Below are 16,376 nucleotides of genomic sequence, written 5' to 3'. Positions count from 1 at the left end.
ACACCCCGCCATGGCGACCCCCATTATCTACCTGCTGATCTTCGTCGCAGTGCTGCTGCTCGTCGAAGGCGTCTATCTGCTGTTCTTCGGCAAGTCGATCTCGCTCAACAAGCGGGTCAATCGCCGCCTCGAGATGCTCAACAAGGGCGAGCGGCGCGAAGAGGTGCTGGAACGTCTGCGCAAGGAAGCGACGCAGCATAACGACGCGCGCTCGATCCCGCTTTATTCGCTGCTGGCCGACAAGGCGCAGAAAGGCAATATCGCTTTCTCGCCGATGGCCCTGATCGGCATCATGGCCTTCGCCTGCTTCGCCGCCTTCATCGCGCTCACAGTGGCCTCACAGGCGGGGCTCTTCATCCGTATTTTCCTCGCGCTCTTCATGGGCGTGGGCGGCGTGTTCTTCTGGGTCAGCTCGAAGGCCAAGAAACGCATGGCGCTGATGGAGGAGCAACTTCCCGATGCGGTGGAACTGATGGTGCGCAGCTTGCGCGTCGGTCACCCCCTGGCCTCCGCGATCCAGGCGGTCGCGCGCGAGATCCCCGATCCGATGGGCACCGAGTTCGGCATCATCGCCGACGAGGCCGCCTATGGGCGCAACGTGGCCGAGGCAATCTCGGAAATGGCCGAACGTCTGGATATGCAGGATCTGCGCTTCCTCGCGGTCGCCGTGTCGATCCAGCAGACCTCGGGCGGCAACCTCGCCGAAGTTCTCGAAGGCCTGTCGAAAGTCATCCGCTCGCGCTTCCGGCTGTTCCGCCGCGTGAAGGCGATCACTGCAGAGCCGCGCTGGTCGGGCATCTTCCTGTCGGCCTTCCCCGTCGTGGTGATGGTGATCATTCAGGTCGTTTCGCCCGATTATTACGACGAGGTCAAAACGACCGCCGCCTTCATCCCGGCCGCCATCGTGGTGTTCCTGCTGCTCGGCGCCAACGTGATTTTCATGAAGGTCATGACAACCATCAAGGTCTGAGGAGAGCCCAATGGATTTCGCTGCCATCAACCAGATGCTGACCGATGCGCTCGGGCCGATGGGTCCGATGATCGCACTGGCGGCGCTCGGCGGGCTTCTTGTGCTCGCCGCGATCCCTGCGCTCCTGAAGAAGCGCGAGGATCCGTTCGACAAGATCCGCGGGAAAGCCCCGCGCCAGCCGCGCCAGAATACCGGCGGCAACGCGGACAAAACGAACCCGAAGCTGCGCGATACCCAGAGCGACAAGCTGCAGAAATACTCGGCCTTCCTCGAGCCACAAAACGCCGAGGAACTGTCGGAGTCGCGCAAATGGCTGCAATCGGCCGGCTATCGCGGCCCGAATGCCGTGCGCACCTTCCACGCGGTCCAGTTCGCGGCGGGTATCGGCCTGCTCGCGCTCGGCTCGCTCTATGTCGTGCTCTACAACTCCAGCGCGCCCGAGGGGCAAAGCATGGGGATGCTGGGCACGGTGCTTTGGGTGCTCGGCCCCGGGGGCGTCGGCTATTACGGCCCGAAATATTGGGTGAACAAGCGCGTGAAGGCGCGCACCGACGAGATGCAAAACGGTTTCCCGGACTCGCTCGACATGCTGCTCGTCTGCGTCGAGGCGGGCCAGTCGCTCGATCAGGGGATCATCCGCGTCTCGAAAGAGCTGAACAAATCCTACCCTGCCCTGTCGGAGGAATTCGCGATGGTCGCCCACGAGATCAAGGCCGGTCTCGACAAGTCGACCGTGCTGCGCAATTTCGGCGAACGCTCGGGCGTGCCGGATATCGCGAGCTTCGTGACCGTGATGATCCAGTCGCAGCAATTCGGCACCTCGATCGCCGAGGCTCTGCGCCTCTATGCCGCCGACATGCGCGACAAGCGGATCATGCGCGCCGAGGAAGCCGCCAACAAGATCCCCACCAAGATGACGCTGGGCACGATGATGTTCACCGTGCCGCCGCTTCTGATCATTCTTGTTGGCCCGTCGATCCATGATATGCTTGAGAACTTCAAGAATATGGGCATTTGACGGCATGATCCCAAAGCGCCGCGGCCTGATACTGGCCGCGCTGACAGTAACAACACTGGCCGCCTGCAACCCGGGCGGCCTTTCGGCTGAGAAACGGGGCGCTTTCGCCCCTGGCACCAAACCCGGTGCGGAGGCGGTCGACGGGCTTCTCGTCGGTCATCGGCTGATGGACGCGGGCGAATACGAGCTTGCGCTCAAGGCCTATTACCGCGCGGCGGGCCAGCATGGCGCGACGGCGGAAATCCTCTCGGGCATCGGTTCTGCCGACCTGAAACTGGGACGCTTGAACCAAGCCGAACAGATGCTGCGCCGTGCGACCGAGGCCGATCAGACCTTCGTGCCGGCATGGAACAACCTTGGCGTCGTTCTGATGGAGCGCGGCAAATACGCCGAAGCCGCGCGCGTCTTCAAACTCGCCTTCGCGCTGGACAGTGGCCAATCGGACGCGATCAAGCAAAACCTCAAGCGGGCGCTCGCAAAAATAGAAGAGCCGGGTTACGCTGCGCCACAGGACAAGCAGTTCACGCTCGTCAGGAAAGGGGTCGGTGACTACCTGCTGCTGACGAAGCACTGAGGCTCGAGCAAAAAGGACGCAGGTAACATGCGCCACCCGATCTTTCTGGCAGCCTTGGCTGGCTGCGCGATGACTCTCTCCGGCTGTATGGGCAATAACAGCGACGCCGAAGTCGCCCGCGCGATGAAAAGCGTGAATGCCGTTGATGAGACCAACCTTACGGACATCATGCTGACGGTCGCCGATCCGAACGAGGCCGTGACCTATTTCACCCGGCTGTCCAACGACCATCCCGATCGGATCGACGCCAAGCGTGGGCTCGCGAAATCCCTGGTGCGCGCGCAAAAGCCCGTGCAGGCCGTGAAGGTCTGGCAAGAGGTTCTCACGATGCCGGGCGCGACCAATGACGACCGCGTGTCGCTGGCCGAGGCGCAGATCCGTTCGAATGACTGGGCCGGGGCGAAGGCCACGCTGAACACCGTGCCGCCGACGCATGAGACCTATGACCGCTACCGCCTCGAAGCAATGGTGGCCGATAGCGATAAACAGTGGAAAAAGGCCGACAGCTTCTACGAGACCGCGGCGGGCCTGACCACGAAGCCCGCGGGCATCTACAACAACTGGGGCTTCTCCAAGCTCAGCCGCGGCGATGCCGCAGGCGCCGAGAAGCTGTTCAAGGAAGCGCTCACCTACGATCCGACCCGCTTCACCACGAAGAACAACCTCGTGCTTGCCCGCGCAAGCCAGGGCAAATACGACCTGCCCGTGATCGACATGACCCAGACGGAGCGCGCGCAGCTTCTGTATACGGCGGGTCTAGCCGCGGTGAAGCGCGGCGACGTCAATATCGGCAAGACGCTGTTGCAAGACGCGATCGACACCAATCCGCAGTATTTCGCGGAGGCCGACCGGGCGCTTAAGGCGCTCGATCAGGGATCGTCGAGCGCGCTGAAAGGCTAAGAGGATGCTCGGTCTCGCCCCGCCGCTTTCGGCGCTGATCTTTCTGGTACTGATCACCCCGGTATGCGCCTGGGTGGTCTTCACCGATCTCAAATACATGAAAATCCGCAACAAGGCGGTGCTGGCGCTTCTGGTGATCTTCGCTTTCGCGGGGCCGTTCCTTCTGCCGATCGACGTCTATGCCTGGCGGTGGAGCCATGCGCTGGTCGTCTTCGTGATCGGTTACATCCTGAACCAGATCGCGCATTTCGGTGCGGGCGACGCGAAATTCGCAGCCGCCGCCGCGCCGTTTTTCTCGCATGAGCTGTTCGACGTGCAGCTGACGATGTTCCTGCTCTGCGCCTTCCTGCTCGCGGCCTTCGCCGCGCACCGGATCTTTCGCGCAATCCCGGCCGTGGTGAACGCCACGCCCGACTGGGTGAGCTGGAAGCGCAAAGACTTCCCGATGGGGCTGGCGCTGGTCGGCACGCTCTGGGCGTATCTGCTGCTCGTGGCCCTCGGCTGATTGTTCAGCCACGCGATCGGGTATCGCGGCGATTACCCGGTTTTTCCAACATTTGGCCACAATCACCGGCAAGATTGGCCCGGACCGATCTTAGCCCCTGCGCAGGACCAAAGCGGGGTGCACAGCCGAGAGGACGCGCCAGATGAACATGATGACCTCGAATGTCATCGCCCCGGCCCCGCCGCGCGCGCTGGAGGAAACCGGGCTGAACGTCGTGATGATGCGGGACATCCTGCTCAAGACGATGTTCCGCACCAATACGGACACGGCCTCTGCGCTGTCCAAGCTGGTCTGCCTGCCGATGACGATGGTGCAGGACCTGATCGACATGTGCCGCAGGCAGGGCCTGTTGGAGGCGATGGGCACGCTGCACGCCAATTCCGGCGGCGAGATGGGCTTCCAACTGTCGGACACCGGCAAGGCGCGCGCGCTCGATGCGCTGGCGCAGTCTGAGTATTACGGCGCAATGCCGGTGCCGCTGACCGTCTATCGTGAACAGGTGAAGCGCCAGTCGATCCGCAACATCCAGCTGACCCGCCAGCAGCTTCTGGGCGCGATGGGCCACCTGATCCTGCCGCCCGACCTGATCGGTCAGCTTGGCCCGGCGGTCTCCTCGGGGCGCTCGATCCTGATGTACGGCCCGCCCGGCAACGGGAAATCCTCGATCTCGAACGGCATCCGCGACGCGATCGGCGACAATATCTTCATCCCGCGCGCCATCGAATATGCGGGCCAGATCATCACCGTCTACGACCCGATCGTACACACCCCCGTTCCGGTCGAGGAAGACGACCCGACCTCGCTGCGCAAGCGCGGGATGCAGTTCGATCAGCGCTACGTCTATTGCGAGCGACCGACCGTGATCACCGGCGGTGAACTTTCGCTCGACATGCTCGACCTGAAATACAATGCGACCGCGCGCACCTATACCGCGCCGCTACAGTTCAAATCGGCGGGAGGCGTCTTCATCGTGGACGACCTTGGCCGTCAGGCCGAACCGCCGCAGAAGCTGGTGAACCGCTGGATCGTGCCGCTGGAAGAGAACCGCGACATCCTCTCGCTGCAATCGGGCGAGAAATTCGAGGTGCCCTTCGACACGCTCGTGATCTTCTCGACCAACTTCCACCCGAACGAGATCTTCGATAAGGCGGCGCTGCGTCGTATCTTCTTCAAGATCAAGATCGACGGGCCGAACCAGTCCGACTATCTCAAGATTTTCCAGATGATGGCGAAGAAGCGCAACATGCCGCTCGACGAAAAGGCGCTGCTGCATCTGCTGAAGGTGAAGTACCCCACCATCGACAATATCTACGCGAATTATCAGCCGGTCTTCCTGATCGACCAGATGATTTCGATCTGCGAATTCGAGGGCATCCCCTATCAGATGACGCCGGAATTGGTGGATCGCGCCTGGGACAACATGTTCGTCAGAGACGAGGTGATAGTCCACTAAGGGTATTACTGCGCGGCCATCCCATCGGTATCGGGCGCGCGGAACCGTGCAGACTCGACCTGCGGCTGATAGGTGCGCGAGACAGGCACCTCTTCCCCGTCGGCCATCTGAAGGAAGACGCGCCCCTTTTCCTTGCGCATGCCGCGCACCGCATCGCGCGCCACCCAATGCGAGCGATGGACCTGCAGGCCCGACGTGCCCTCGGTCTCGGCGATCGCATCGGCAAGCCGGATCAACAGGCTCGTCTCCCCCGCCTCGGTCACCACGTCGACATAGTGGTCATTCACCGCAAGGCGGATCAGCGGTGCGCGCAGGTCAGGCTCGAGCCGATACAGCAAACGCGGCGTGGGCGACGACAGAGCCCCCTTACCCGCTGCCTTCACGTCCCGGCGGGCCTGTTTCGGCGCGGCGGTCACCGGGGCCTCCTGCCCCCGCCTTGGACGCCCCTGCTGAGGCGCCATCCAGTGCCGCAGGGTCGAGCCTGCCATCGAGAGGCCGAGGATATAGCCCGCCATGTGGAAGATCTCGAACCCCCGGAAGTTGGGCTTCGCCGCGAGTAGCAGGACGAGCAGGTAAAGCGGCACAGTCAGTACCAAAGCGGAAAGACCGGCAAGCGTGGGCGCCTCGTAGCGGAACCGGCGCAAACCCAGCTTCCGCCGCACAAAAATGCGAATCGCCGCGCCAATCAGGATGCCTGCCGCGACACTGAGCGGCCAGAAAATTACGCGCGCACCGAGCGACATGGATTCGAGAGTGTTGAACGGTCCGGCCACGATGCCGAATAGCGATGCGACGACCCAGATCACCGGCAGAGCCGGGATCTTCAATGCCCGCCAATATATTTTCCAGAAACCTGCCATTGCCGTCACGCCCCAATGACGCTTGGGTAACGCAAGCGTTACGGTTCCGACAACGGCAAAGGCCGCTTACCCCACCCAACCTGTGGAAATCCTTACCTACCTTTGTCAGGCAGTCAAACCCTCAGGTTCGGGCAGATTGTTCGCGCGGCAGCAGGCAGTGACCGTGTTGGCCAGAAGGCAGGCGATGGTCATCGGGCCGACGCCGCCCGGCACCGGGGTGATCGCGCCCGCGACCTCCTTGGCGCTGTCGAAATCGACATCGCCCACCAGCCGGGTCTTGCCCTCGCCCTTCTCGGGCGCGTCGATCCGGTTGATACCGACATCGATCACGGTCGCGCCGGGCTTCACCCAGTCGCCCGGGATCATGCGCGGGCGACCCACGGCGGCCACGAGGATATCGGCGCCCCGGCAGACATCAGCGAGATCCTTGGTGCGGCTATGAGCGATCGTGACGGTGCAGCTGTCGCGCAGCAGCAGCTGCGCCATCGGCTTGCCGACGATGTTCGAGCGGCCCACCACGACGGCATTCAGCCCCGAGAGGCTGCCCAGTTGGTCGCGCAGCATCATCAGGCAGCCCAACGGCGTGCAGGGCACCATCGACTTCTGCCCGGTGCCCAGAAGGCCCACATTGAGGATATGGAAGCCATCGACATCCTTCGCGGGGGTGATCGAGTTGATCACCTTCTCCTCGTCGATGTGATCGGGCAACGGCAGCTGCACGAGGATGCCATGCACCGCCGGATCGGCGTTGAGCTTCTCGACCAGCGCCAGCAGATCGGCCTCGGAAGTCTCCACGGGCAGCTTGTGCTCGTAGGAGTTCATCCCGGCTTCGAGCGTCTGCTTGCCCTTGTTGCGCACATAGACCTGGCTGGCCGGGTCTTCGCCCACCAGAACCACCGCGAGGCCCGGCGTGATGCCGTGCTCCTCTTGCAGCCGGGTGACATGCTCGGCCACTTTCTCGCGCACGCTCGCTGCGAAGGCCTTCCCGTCGATGATCGTCGCCGTCATTTCATTCCTCCGTCACTCCGCCGCCGCGAAGGTCGTGCGGTAATGGTCCATCTGCATGCGGGTCGCGCGGACCGCGTTGTTCATCAGCGTCGAGACCGTGACCGGCCCCACCCCGCCCGGGACGGGCGTGATCCAGCCCGCCACTTCGGCGCAGCTGTCGAAATCTGCGTCGCCCACGGTGCGCCCCTCGACCCGGTTGATGCCGATATCGATCAGCGCCGCGCCGGGTTTGAGCATCTCGCCATGGACCAGCCCCGGCTTGCCCACCGCGACGAACACGGCATCGGCGGCACGCGAATGCACCGAGACCTGCCGCGTCATGTGGTGGCACACGGTGACGGTGGCCCCGAGCCCCATCATCAGGAAGGCGATCGGTTTGCCCACGATCTCCGAGTGGCCGATCACGCAGACATTGAGCCCTTCGGTCTGGAGCGGAAGGGATTTCAGGATCTCCACGGCCGCAACGGCGGTGCAGGGGCCCAGTTCCAGCTCGTTATAGACGATGTTGCCGATCGAAGCGGGGTGCATCCCCTCCACGTCCTTGAGCGGATGCACCGCCTTCTGCAGCACCTTGACCGGGATATGCGCGGGCAGCGGGCGCTGGATGATGATGCCGTTGACGCGCGGATCGGCGTTCAGACCGGCCAGCACGCCCTGAAGCTGTTCGAGGCTGATCGTCTCGGGGTAGTTGCGCACCTCGAAGGCCACGCCGGCTTTCTCGGCGTATTTCTTCTGGTTGCGCACATAGAGTTCGGCCGCTGCGACATCGCCGACCGAGATCGAGACGAGGCGCGGCGCCCAGCCTGCCTCCGAAAGCCTCTGTGCCTCGGCATAGGTCTCGTCCAGCTTGACCTGCGCAAGCGCCTTTCCGTCAATGATCGTGGCGCTCATCGGGGTCTCCCTTGCCCAGAACCTGTTCTTCCTGCGCGATGAAATGCTCGATCATCTCGCGCCACAGACGGTCGGCGAGATCGGGATCGAGCCCGGCAGGACCGGCGGCGGCGCGGACCTTTGCCACCACATCCTCGACCCGGTCGGGGATGCGTGCGGGCCAGCCATTTCCCTGTTTGAGTTCCGCCGCACGGGCGATCAGCCGGGTGCGCGCACCGAGCATCTCGACCAGCTCCCGGTCAAGCGCATCGATGGCGACGCGCAGCTCTTCCATCGTGTGCAGGTCTGACGGAGATTTCATCGACAAGGCTCCCGGAACACTCGCGCCCCCTATCGCAGCTTGGCCCAACAAGCTCAAGACCGCGCCCCTAGAACAAACCCGTGATGCGGCCTTCGGCATCGAGGCCGATCGTCTCCGCAGCCGGGTGCCGGGGAAGGCCCGGCATGGTCATGATTTCACCGCAGATCACCACGACGAACCCCGCCCCCGCCGAGAGCCGCACTTCGCGGATCGGCAGCGTATGGCCCGAGGGCGCCCCGCGCAGCGTCGGGTCCGCGCTGAAGGAATACTGCGTCTTGGCCACGCAGATCGGCAGGTTGCCATAGCCCGCGGCCTCCCAGTCGCGAAGCTGGTTGAGGATCTTCTGATCGGCATAGACATCGCTCGCGTGGTAGATGCGCGTGGCGATGGTTTCGATTTTCTCAAACAGCGGCATGTCATCGGGATAGAGCGGCGCGAATTGCGACGGGCTCTCGGTCAGCGCGACGATCTTCTCCGCCAGCGCCTCGGTCCCCGCGCCGCCTTCGGCCCAATGGGTGCACAGAACCGCCTCCACGCCCTGCGCTTCGGCGGCGGCGCGCACTGCTGCGATCTCGTCTTCGGTATCGGCGGTGAAGCGGTTGATCGCGACCACGACCGGCACACCGAATTTCTTCATATTCGCGATGTGACGCGCGAGGTTGGCGCAGCCCGCCTCGACGGCGGCCACGTTCTCTGCGCCGAGATCTGCTTTCGCGACGCCGCCATTCATCTTCAGCGCCCGCACCGTCGCCACGACCACCGCAGCATTCGGGCTCAGCCCGGCCTTGCGGCATTTGATGTCGAAGAATTTCTCCGCCCCCAGATCGGCCCCGAAGCCCGCTTCGGTCACGACGTAATCGGCCAGCTTCAGCGCGCTTTGCGTCGCGATCACCGAGTTGCAGCCATGCGCGATATTGGCGAAGGGCCCGCCATGCACGAAGGCGGGCGTGCCCTCCAGCGTCTGCACGAGATTGGGCTGCAGCGCGTCTTTCAGCAGCACCACCATCGCACCATCCGCGCCGATCTCGGCGCAGGTCACGGGCGAGCGGTCGCGCCGATAGCCTACGACGATCCGACCCAGCCGCTCCTGCAAATCCGTCAGATCGCGGCTGAGGCAGAGGCATGCCATGACCTCCGAGGCCACGGTAATGTCGAAACCGGTCTGGCGCGGGAAGCCGTTCGAAACACCGCCAAGGCTGACGACGATGTCGCGCAGCGCCCGGTCGTTCATGTCGAGCACACGCCGCCATGTGATCCGGCGCGCGTCGATCTCGAGCGCGTTGCCCCAGTGGATGTGGTTGTCGATCATCGCCGAGAGCAGGTTATGCGCCGCCCCGACCGCGTGGAAATCGCCGGTGAAATGGAGGTTCATCGACTCCATCGGCACGACCTGCGCGTAGCCGCCGCCCGCGGCCCCGCCTTTCATCCCGAAATTCGGACCGAGCGAGGCTTCGCGCAGGCAGATCGCGGCGCGCTTGCCGATCCGGGAGAGCCCGTCGCCGAGGCCAACTGTCGTGGTGGTCTTGCCCTCGCCCGCAGGGGTCGGCGAGATCGCGGTGACGAGGATCAGCTTGCCGGTCTCGCGCCCGTCCAGCCCCGCGATGAACTCCGCCTCCAGCTTCGCCTTGTCGCGGCCATAGGGGATCAGCGCCTCTTCGGGAATATCCAGCTTCGCCGCGATTTCCGGCATCGGGCGCAGCGTCGCGGCACGGGCAATCTCTAAGTCACTCGTCATCGGGTCCTCCTGCTGAGGGAGGGTAGCCATTTGACGGCGCAGCGAAAGGGAAAGAAGCGACCGTTGCGGGACTAAATCGCCTCAGCGGACCTCGTCCATCAGCTCCCAGGCGCGCTGATCGGGAATATGCAGCCGCAGGGTTTCGCCCACGACCAGACGGCCGGGACGCTCCACCCAAGCGGTGACGCCGCGCCGACCTTGGGCTGCGGGTTTGTAGCGCTTGCCCTTCTCGGGATGGTGCTCTTCGATCACCCGGCCCGGCAGGACACAGGGGCGGTTCTCCATATCCACCACGAAGGTCAGCCCGGTCTCGTTCTGCAGCCGCGCCGAGGGCGGGATATGAGTCAGATCCGGCAGACCGCGCAGCACGATCGTCGCGCCGACCCAGGAAGGGTCGATTTCCGGAACGCCCATCGCGAAGGCGGTCTCAGCCAGTTCCTCCGCCGAGAGGATCGTCAGCTGGCGAACATTGGCGATCTCGGTGCCCTTGGGATGCTGATCGGTCACGCGCGAGCAGGAAGGGCGCGTGCGCCCGCCATGCAGTTCTCCCACGGGACCGTCGAAGGTAAAGTCGATCTCTTCGACCGGGGTCGAGGTCAGTTGTCCCTCGGTGGTCACCAGGCCGAGCCAGACGACCTCCCCTTGATACTGCGTGGGTTTCAGCGCGGCCATCAGCCCCTCTTTGACAAGACGACAAACAGACGACGGAACGGGAAAAAGACGCTGCCGTCGTCCCGCAAAGGATAAACCGTCTCGAGCGCGGTTTCATAGCGTTCGATGAGAACCTGCGCTTCAGTGTCGCCTAGGAGTCGCAGGAAAGGACGCATCGCCGTGCTTTCCGTGAAGCGGCGCACCGGATGCGCCCCCGGCGTGGGCTGCAACTCCTGCAGATATTCGGTGTGCCAGATATCGACCTCGCCCAGAGGGCTAAGCATTTTTGCGTAATCCACCGCCGGGGCCACGGGCGGCACCCAGCCCGCGAAGTTGAACCGGTCGGGGAACATCTCCTGCGACAGCTCGCGCAGGATGCGATGCGACGGCGCACCATGCTGGGCGGGCATCTGCACGGCCAGAACGCCGCCCTCGCGCAGCTCTCCGGCCAGACGCGGAAACAGCGCGGCGTGATCGGGGAGCCAATGCAGCGCCGCGTTGGAGAAGATCATCGCCGGCGGCTTGTTGGGCGTCCATTCGGAAATGTCGACCAGATCGCAATGGTGATAGGCGCCGATCGCCGCGGCGCGCTTCAGCATCGCCTCGGAATTGTCGACGCCCACGATCTTGCGCTTGGGGTAGTGGTGGTTCAGCGCCTCGGCCACCGCGCCGTTGCCGCAGCCCAGATCGATGATCTTGCCGCGCTCGGGCAGTTGCGGCACCCGGGCCAGAAGGTCGAGTGCCGGGCGCAGCCTCAGATTGCGGAACCGCGCATAAGCGTCTGGGTCCCAATCGGCTGCGCCCGGCACTGAAGCGTCACGCGTTACCATTCTCGCGAACCTTCGCGGTCAGGCCGAAGGCTCGGGGGTGGTTTCCGCCCCGCCGTCGCCCTGATCCTTTTTCTTGGACGTTTTGGGCAGCGCGGTCACCGACGGCAGACTCCCCGAGGAGCTGTCGTCGTCGTCGCCGCCCAGCGGCTCTCCGGAGAGGACCTTCTTGATCTCGTCGCCGGTGAGGGTTTCGTATTCCAGAAGGCCTTGCGCCAGACGTTCCCAATCTTCGATCCGCTCGGTCAGGATGCGGCGCGCCTCTTGGTAGCCGTCTTCGATCAGGCCGCGCACCTCTTCCTCGATCAGCTCTTTCGTCTTGGTCGAGACCGAGAAGCCGGCGGTGTTGCCCTGATAGCCCTCATGCGCCTCGGCATAGTCGATATTGCCGACCTTCTCGGACATGCCCCAGCGCATCACCATGGCGCGGGCAATCGCCGACGCCTGCTGAATGTCGCCTGCCGGACCGTTCGAGACATGCTCTTCGCCCCATTTCAGAATCTCGGCTGCCTTGCCCGCCATGGTCATGGTGATCTTCTGCTTGGCCTCGTCCTTGTGGTAGTTGAGTTTGTCCATCTCGGGCAGCGAGACGACCATACCCAAGGCCTGACCGCGCGGAATGATCGTGGCCTTGTAGACCGGATCGCATTTCGGCAGCGACAGCCCGACGATGGCGTGACCGGCCTCGTGATAGGCGGTCATTTCCTTCTGCTCGGGGGTGAGCACCATCGAGCGGCGCTCGACACCCAGCATCACCTTGTCCTTGGCGTTCTCGAAATCTTCCATCGAGACGAAACGACGCCCGACGCGGGCCGCCATCAGCGCGGCCTCATTGACGAGGTTCATCAGGTCGGCGCCCGAAAAGCCCGGGGTGCCGCGCGCGATGGTACGCAGATCGACATCCGGCCCCACCGGCACTTTGCGCGAGTGGACCGTCAGGATCTTCTCGCGGCCCTTGATGTCGGGGTTCGGGACGTGGATCTGACGGTCGAAGCGGCCCGGACGCAGCAGCGCGGGGTCGAGCACGTCTTTACGGTTCGTCGCCGCGATGATGATGATGCCTTCATTGGCCTCGAAGCCGTCCATCTCGACTAGAAGCTGGTTGAGGGTCTGTTCGCGCTCGTCATTGCCGCCGCCGATGCCGACACCGCGGGCACGACCCACCGCGTCGATCTCGTCGATGAAGACGATGCAGGGCGCGTTCTTCTTGGCCTGCTCGAACATGTCGCGGACACGGGATGCACCCACACCCACGAACATCTCGACGAAGTCGGAGCCCGAAATGGTGAAGAAGGGCACGCCCGCCTCGCCCGCAATGGCGCGGGCCAGAAGCGTCTTACCGGTACCCGGAGGGCCCACCAGCAGCGCGCCTTTCGGGATTTTGCCGCCGAGGCGCGAGAATTTCTGCGGGTTGCGCAGGAATTCCACGATCTCTTCGAGTTCTTCCTTGGCTTCGTCGATGCCCGCCACGTCGTCAAACGTCACGCGGCCATGTTTCTCGGTCAGGAGCTTCGCCTTGGACTTGCCGAAGCCCATCGCGCCGCCTTTGCCACCGCCCTGCATCCGGTTCATGAAGAAGATCCAGATGCCGATCAGCACGAGGAAGGGAAGCCAGACGCCCAGTAGCGACATGAAGCCCGACTGCTGTTGTTTGACGACGCTCACCGCGATGCCCTTGTCGATCAGCTTCTCTGCGATCTGATCTTCCATCGGCTTGATGGTGGTGAAGCTTGTGCCATCGGCGAGCTGGTAGCGCACCTCTTCGCCATCGAGGCGAACGTTCTTCACCTCGCCTTTATCGACGGCGTCCATGAACTCCGAGTAGGTCGCTTGGGACGAGTTCATCGAAGATTGCCCATCACCGAAAAGGTTGAACAGGGCTAAAATCAGCAGGAACAGCACCGCCCAAAAGGCCAGATTGCGCGCATTACCCAAGGAATATCCTCCAATCGTATCGGGCGGCTGACCTGCGGTCGCCGCCTCTTCCTCAGTGAAAATAGGCATTACGCGCCGGGGTTCAACGTCGAATTAGCCAAGTGGCGAATGCGTCGCGGGAAATCCGCGCCTGCCAGCCTGCGCCAAAGCCCGCGATCGGGGCCGCGACAAGCGTCTCGCCGCGCCAAATGGCGGGACTTGCGGCAAGCGAGGCACGCGGAAGGCCCGTGTCGCGCCAGTCGGGGCATTGGCGCAATCCCGCCTCCTCCAGCGCTGCGACTTCCGCGACGTCGGTTGCGGGTCCGGTGACCTCCCAGCGGTCCCAAAGCGCGGCGCCAGCTTCGACAGCCACGCGCAGGTCGGCCACGGCCTGCGCCTCGCGGGTAATGCGGATCGCGTCTTTGCCGGAGGTGATGCGGCAGCCATGCAGGGTGCGGTCGCCGGGCTGTGCGATCTCCGACAGCAAGCCCTGCACTTTCACGGCGCGCGGCGCATACTCCGCCCCGGAGACCCAGCGCAGCGCAGCCACCATCAGGCGACGTTGCAATTCCGGGTCCATCGCGGCGAAGCCCCCCGCATCGATCAGCAGATCGCCCGACGCCTCGGAGACGTGACGTGCGACCTCCGCCATCAGCAACCGATGCAGCGCCGCATTCGCAGCCGAGAGGTTCGCCGTGACCCCGGAAATCGTCTGCGCATCGACGCCCAAAGGCGCAAGCGCCCCGAGCGCCTGACGCGCCTTGACCCGGTCGAAGCGGTCATTCGCGTTGGAGGGATCGTCGATCCACGTGATGCCTTCCGCGCGCAGATGGTCGCGCAACGACTCGCGTGTCTGGCCAAGAAACGGGCGATGCCATGTCACGCCCTCGGCCTCGAACCGCGGGCGCATGCCCGACAGCCCCTCCAGCCCTGCCTCGCGGGCGAGCCGCATCAGGAAGGTCTCGGCCTGATCGTTGGCAGTATGCCCGAGCGCGACATGGGCAATCCCGTTTTCGCGCGCCCAAGCGCCGATCAGCCGCAACCGCGCCCGGCGCGCGGCATCCATCAGGTTGCCTTCGGCGCTGGCGCCATCCCAGCGCAGGACGGAATGCGCAATGTCGCGATCCGCGCAGAACCGACCGACAAAGGCAGCTTCCTCGGCGGCCTCGGGGCGCAGACCGTGATCCACCGTCACCGCGGCGACGTCGAAATGCTCAGCCAGCAGCACCAGCACCGCCATCGAATCCGAGCCCCCGGAAACGGCAACCCCGACGCGCCGGGGCGCATCGGGGTCAAAACCGTGTCTTGTGATGTCGTCCAGCGTCACCGGAGAGCGCTCACTGGCATCCCAGCGATTGCTGCGCGCTCTGCGCCTCGCCCGCCGCCGACGAACCCGGGAAGCGTGCGCTCACCTGACCCAGCGTGGTGCAGGCCTCGCTCTGCTGACCGAGCTGCCCCAGCGCCTTGCCGAGCGACAGGAGGTTGTCCGCCGCCCGCGACCCTTTCGGATCGGCGGAGAACCCGTCGAGCCACGCGCGTGCAGCGCCCGCCTCGTCGCCCTGCTTTTGCAGCGCCATGCCGCGATAATACATCGCGTCGCTGGTCAACGGGGAGCCGGGATAGGTCTGCCGGAAGGTCGTGAGAAGATCGGCTGCGGAGGCATAATCGCCATCCTCATAGGCTTTCTTGCCCGCCTCGAAATCCGATTTCTCGTTAATCGCAAGATCGGGACCGGGCGTCGAATCCGGCGCGGGGCCAGTGACCGAAGGCGCGTTGGTCGGCGCGTCGCCTCCCAGCGGCTTGGCCTTGCCCAGCTGCGAGATGTCGCAGTTCTCTTCCATCTCGCAGACCCGGAAGTTCAGATCGCCGATCCGCTTCGTGCCATCGGCGACGACGCGGTTGATCTTGTTTTCCAGCTCTTCGACACGGTCGGTCATATGCGACAGCGACAGCTCCATCGAATCCATCCGCTGCAGAGCGGAATCGCCACCCGCTTTCTGCAGACCCGCCTGGCCAGAGGATTTCAGCTCCTGGCGCAGGCTGTCGATCTCGGTCTGAAGCTGTCCCAGTTCGGTCTTGATATCCGCCAGCGTCTGGGCGCGGTTCGCGTCCTGAGCCAGCGCGGGCGCGGCTGCGAGAACAGCCGCACCGAGAAGCAAAGCTCTCAGCATCGCGATCAGCTCCCGACCGCCGATTGCGAGATCACCGTCACGGCGCGACGGTTCTTCTGGTAGCACTCCTCAGTGGAGCAGATCGCCAGCGGGCGTTCCTTACCGTAGGAGACCGTGCGCAGACGGTTGCCGGCCACGCCCTGGCTGATCAGGTATTCCTGCACGGCCGAGGCACGGCGTGCGCCGAGCGCGAGGTTGTATTCGCGGGTGCCCTGCTCGTCGGCGTGGCCTTCGATGATCGCAGTGTAGCTCGGGTGGCTCACCAGCCAGCTTGCCTGCTGGGTCAGGATTCCGCGTGCGGTGTCGGTCAGCGTCGACTGGTCAACCATGAAGTGCACCATGTCGCCGATGGTCTGGCTGAAATAGGCCGGCGAGTTGGGATCGTTGATCCCGCCTTGGCTGACGCCGTCCATGCCAGCGCCGCCCGGGCCGAGCGCGCCGCCGGGACCGGTCGCGCCGGAGCCGTATTGATCGGGGTTCGAACAGGCCGCGAGGCCCAGCATCGAGATGGCCAACACGGCCTTCACTGCAAAATTCATTGGTTCCGCCTTTGTTGATCTGCCCATTGCGGGCGAGCCTACCAGTTTCTCTAACGCTT

General features: G+C 64.2%; 17 protein-coding genes. 6 read left to right on the top strand and 11 right to left on the bottom strand.

Features of this window, described 5'->3' with window-relative positions:
- The first annotated feature begins 10 nt into the window (after positions 1-10).
- From BMI88_RS00900 to BMI88_RS00875, 6 genes are all read left to right on the top strand, one after another.
- Positions 11-970 carry a type II secretion system F family protein gene (locus tag BMI88_RS00900; RefSeq protein WP_078521894.1) on the top strand — a complete coding sequence of 320 codons (960 nt, stop codon included), beginning with the start codon at positions 11-13 and terminating at the stop codon, positions 968-970.
- 10 nt (positions 971-980) lie between these two features.
- Entirely contained in the window at positions 981-1,988 is a 1,008-nt protein-coding gene (locus tag BMI88_RS00895) for a type II secretion system F family protein (protein WP_078545226.1), read from the top strand.
- 4 nt (positions 1,989-1,992) lie between these two features.
- A complete protein-coding gene (locus tag BMI88_RS00890; RefSeq protein ID WP_078545224.1) occupies positions 1,993-2,562 on the top strand; it encodes a tetratricopeptide repeat protein in 570 nt (189 codons plus the stop codon).
- A gap of 27 nt (positions 2,563-2,589) precedes the next feature.
- Positions 2,590-3,462, top strand: coding sequence for a hypothetical protein (locus BMI88_RS00885; protein ID WP_078545222.1), 873 nt, complete (start codon positions 2,590-2,592; stop codon positions 3,460-3,462).
- Positions 3,463-3,466: 4 nt separating this feature from the next.
- Positions 3,467-3,967, top strand: coding sequence for a prepilin peptidase (locus BMI88_RS00880; RefSeq protein WP_078545220.1), 501 nt, complete (start codon positions 3,467-3,469; stop codon positions 3,965-3,967).
- Between the two features lie 142 nt (positions 3,968-4,109).
- Positions 4,110-5,420 (top strand): ATPase, encoded by a 1,311-nt coding sequence (locus BMI88_RS00875; protein ID WP_078545218.1) that lies wholly within the window; start codon positions 4,110-4,112, stop codon positions 5,418-5,420.
- Between the two features lie 5 nt (positions 5,421-5,425).
- On the opposite strand, the gene BMI88_RS00870 is transcribed toward BMI88_RS00875, so the two are convergent.
- The 11 genes from BMI88_RS00870 to pal form a co-directional block, all read right to left on the bottom strand.
- Positions 5,426-6,280 (bottom strand): LytTR family DNA-binding domain-containing protein, encoded by an 855-nt coding sequence (locus tag BMI88_RS00870; RefSeq protein WP_078545216.1) that lies wholly within the window; start codon positions 6,278-6,280, stop codon positions 5,426-5,428.
- 105 nt (positions 6,281-6,385) lie between these two features.
- The gene (gene folD, locus BMI88_RS00865) at positions 6,386-7,288 is read right to left on the bottom strand and encodes a bifunctional methylenetetrahydrofolate dehydrogenase/methenyltetrahydrofolate cyclohydrolase FolD (protein ID WP_078545214.1); all 903 of its coding nucleotides are present in this window, start codon (positions 7,286-7,288) and stop codon (positions 6,386-6,388) included.
- Positions 7,289-7,300: 12 nt separating this feature from the next.
- On the bottom strand, positions 7,301-8,179 hold the full coding sequence (locus BMI88_RS00860; RefSeq protein ID WP_078521908.1) for a bifunctional 5,10-methylenetetrahydrofolate dehydrogenase/5,10-methenyltetrahydrofolate cyclohydrolase: 879 nt from the start codon (positions 8,177-8,179) through the stop codon (positions 7,301-7,303).
- Positions 8,160-8,480 (bottom strand): chorismate mutase, encoded by a 321-nt coding sequence (locus tag BMI88_RS00855; protein ID WP_078521910.1) that lies wholly within the window; start codon positions 8,478-8,480, stop codon positions 8,160-8,162. Before BMI88_RS00855 ends, BMI88_RS00860 begins: the two co-directional genes overlap by 20 nt.
- Before the next feature lie 67 nt (positions 8,481-8,547).
- On the bottom strand, positions 8,548-10,215 hold the full coding sequence (locus BMI88_RS00850; RefSeq protein WP_078545212.1) for a formate--tetrahydrofolate ligase: 1,668 nt from the start codon (positions 10,213-10,215) through the stop codon (positions 8,548-8,550).
- A gap of 81 nt (positions 10,216-10,296) precedes the next feature.
- Positions 10,297-10,887, bottom strand: coding sequence for a sulfurase (locus BMI88_RS00845; protein ID WP_078545210.1), 591 nt, complete (start codon positions 10,885-10,887; stop codon positions 10,297-10,299).
- Positions 10,887-11,696: a methyltransferase domain-containing protein gene (locus BMI88_RS00840; protein WP_078521916.1), complete on the bottom strand. Its 810-nt coding sequence runs from the start codon at positions 11,694-11,696 to the stop codon at positions 10,887-10,889. The genes BMI88_RS00845 and BMI88_RS00840 overlap by 1 nt, the downstream gene beginning before the upstream one ends.
- An 18-nt stretch (positions 11,697-11,714) precedes the next feature.
- Positions 11,715-13,628, bottom strand: a complete 1,914-nt coding sequence (gene ftsH, locus BMI88_RS00835; protein ID WP_078521918.1) for an ATP-dependent zinc metalloprotease FtsH — start codon at positions 13,626-13,628, stop codon at positions 11,715-11,717.
- Between the two features lie 82 nt (positions 13,629-13,710).
- Positions 13,711-14,934: a tRNA lysidine(34) synthetase TilS gene (tilS, locus tag BMI88_RS00830; RefSeq protein ID WP_246831791.1), complete on the bottom strand. Its 1,224-nt coding sequence runs from the start codon at positions 14,932-14,934 to the stop codon at positions 13,711-13,713.
- A gap of 10 nt (positions 14,935-14,944) precedes the next feature.
- Positions 14,945-15,778, bottom strand: a complete 834-nt coding sequence (gene ybgF, locus BMI88_RS00825; RefSeq protein ID WP_348638890.1) for a tol-pal system protein YbgF — start codon at positions 15,776-15,778, stop codon at positions 14,945-14,947.
- A 5-nt stretch (positions 15,779-15,783) separates the two neighbouring features.
- The gene (pal, locus tag BMI88_RS00820; protein ID WP_078545208.1) at positions 15,784-16,317 is read right to left on the bottom strand and encodes a peptidoglycan-associated lipoprotein Pal; all 534 of its coding nucleotides are present in this window, start codon (positions 16,315-16,317) and stop codon (positions 15,784-15,786) included.
- Positions 16,318-16,376: the final 59 nt, after the last annotated feature.

Origin of the sequence: Thioclava sp. F36-6 (assembly GCF_002020305.1) — a bacterium.
In the GTDB taxonomy this organism is placed as follows: domain Bacteria; phylum Pseudomonadota; class Alphaproteobacteria; order Rhodobacterales; family Rhodobacteraceae; genus Thioclava; species Thioclava sediminum.
This window is presented reverse-complemented; position numbering and strand designations above follow the sequence as displayed.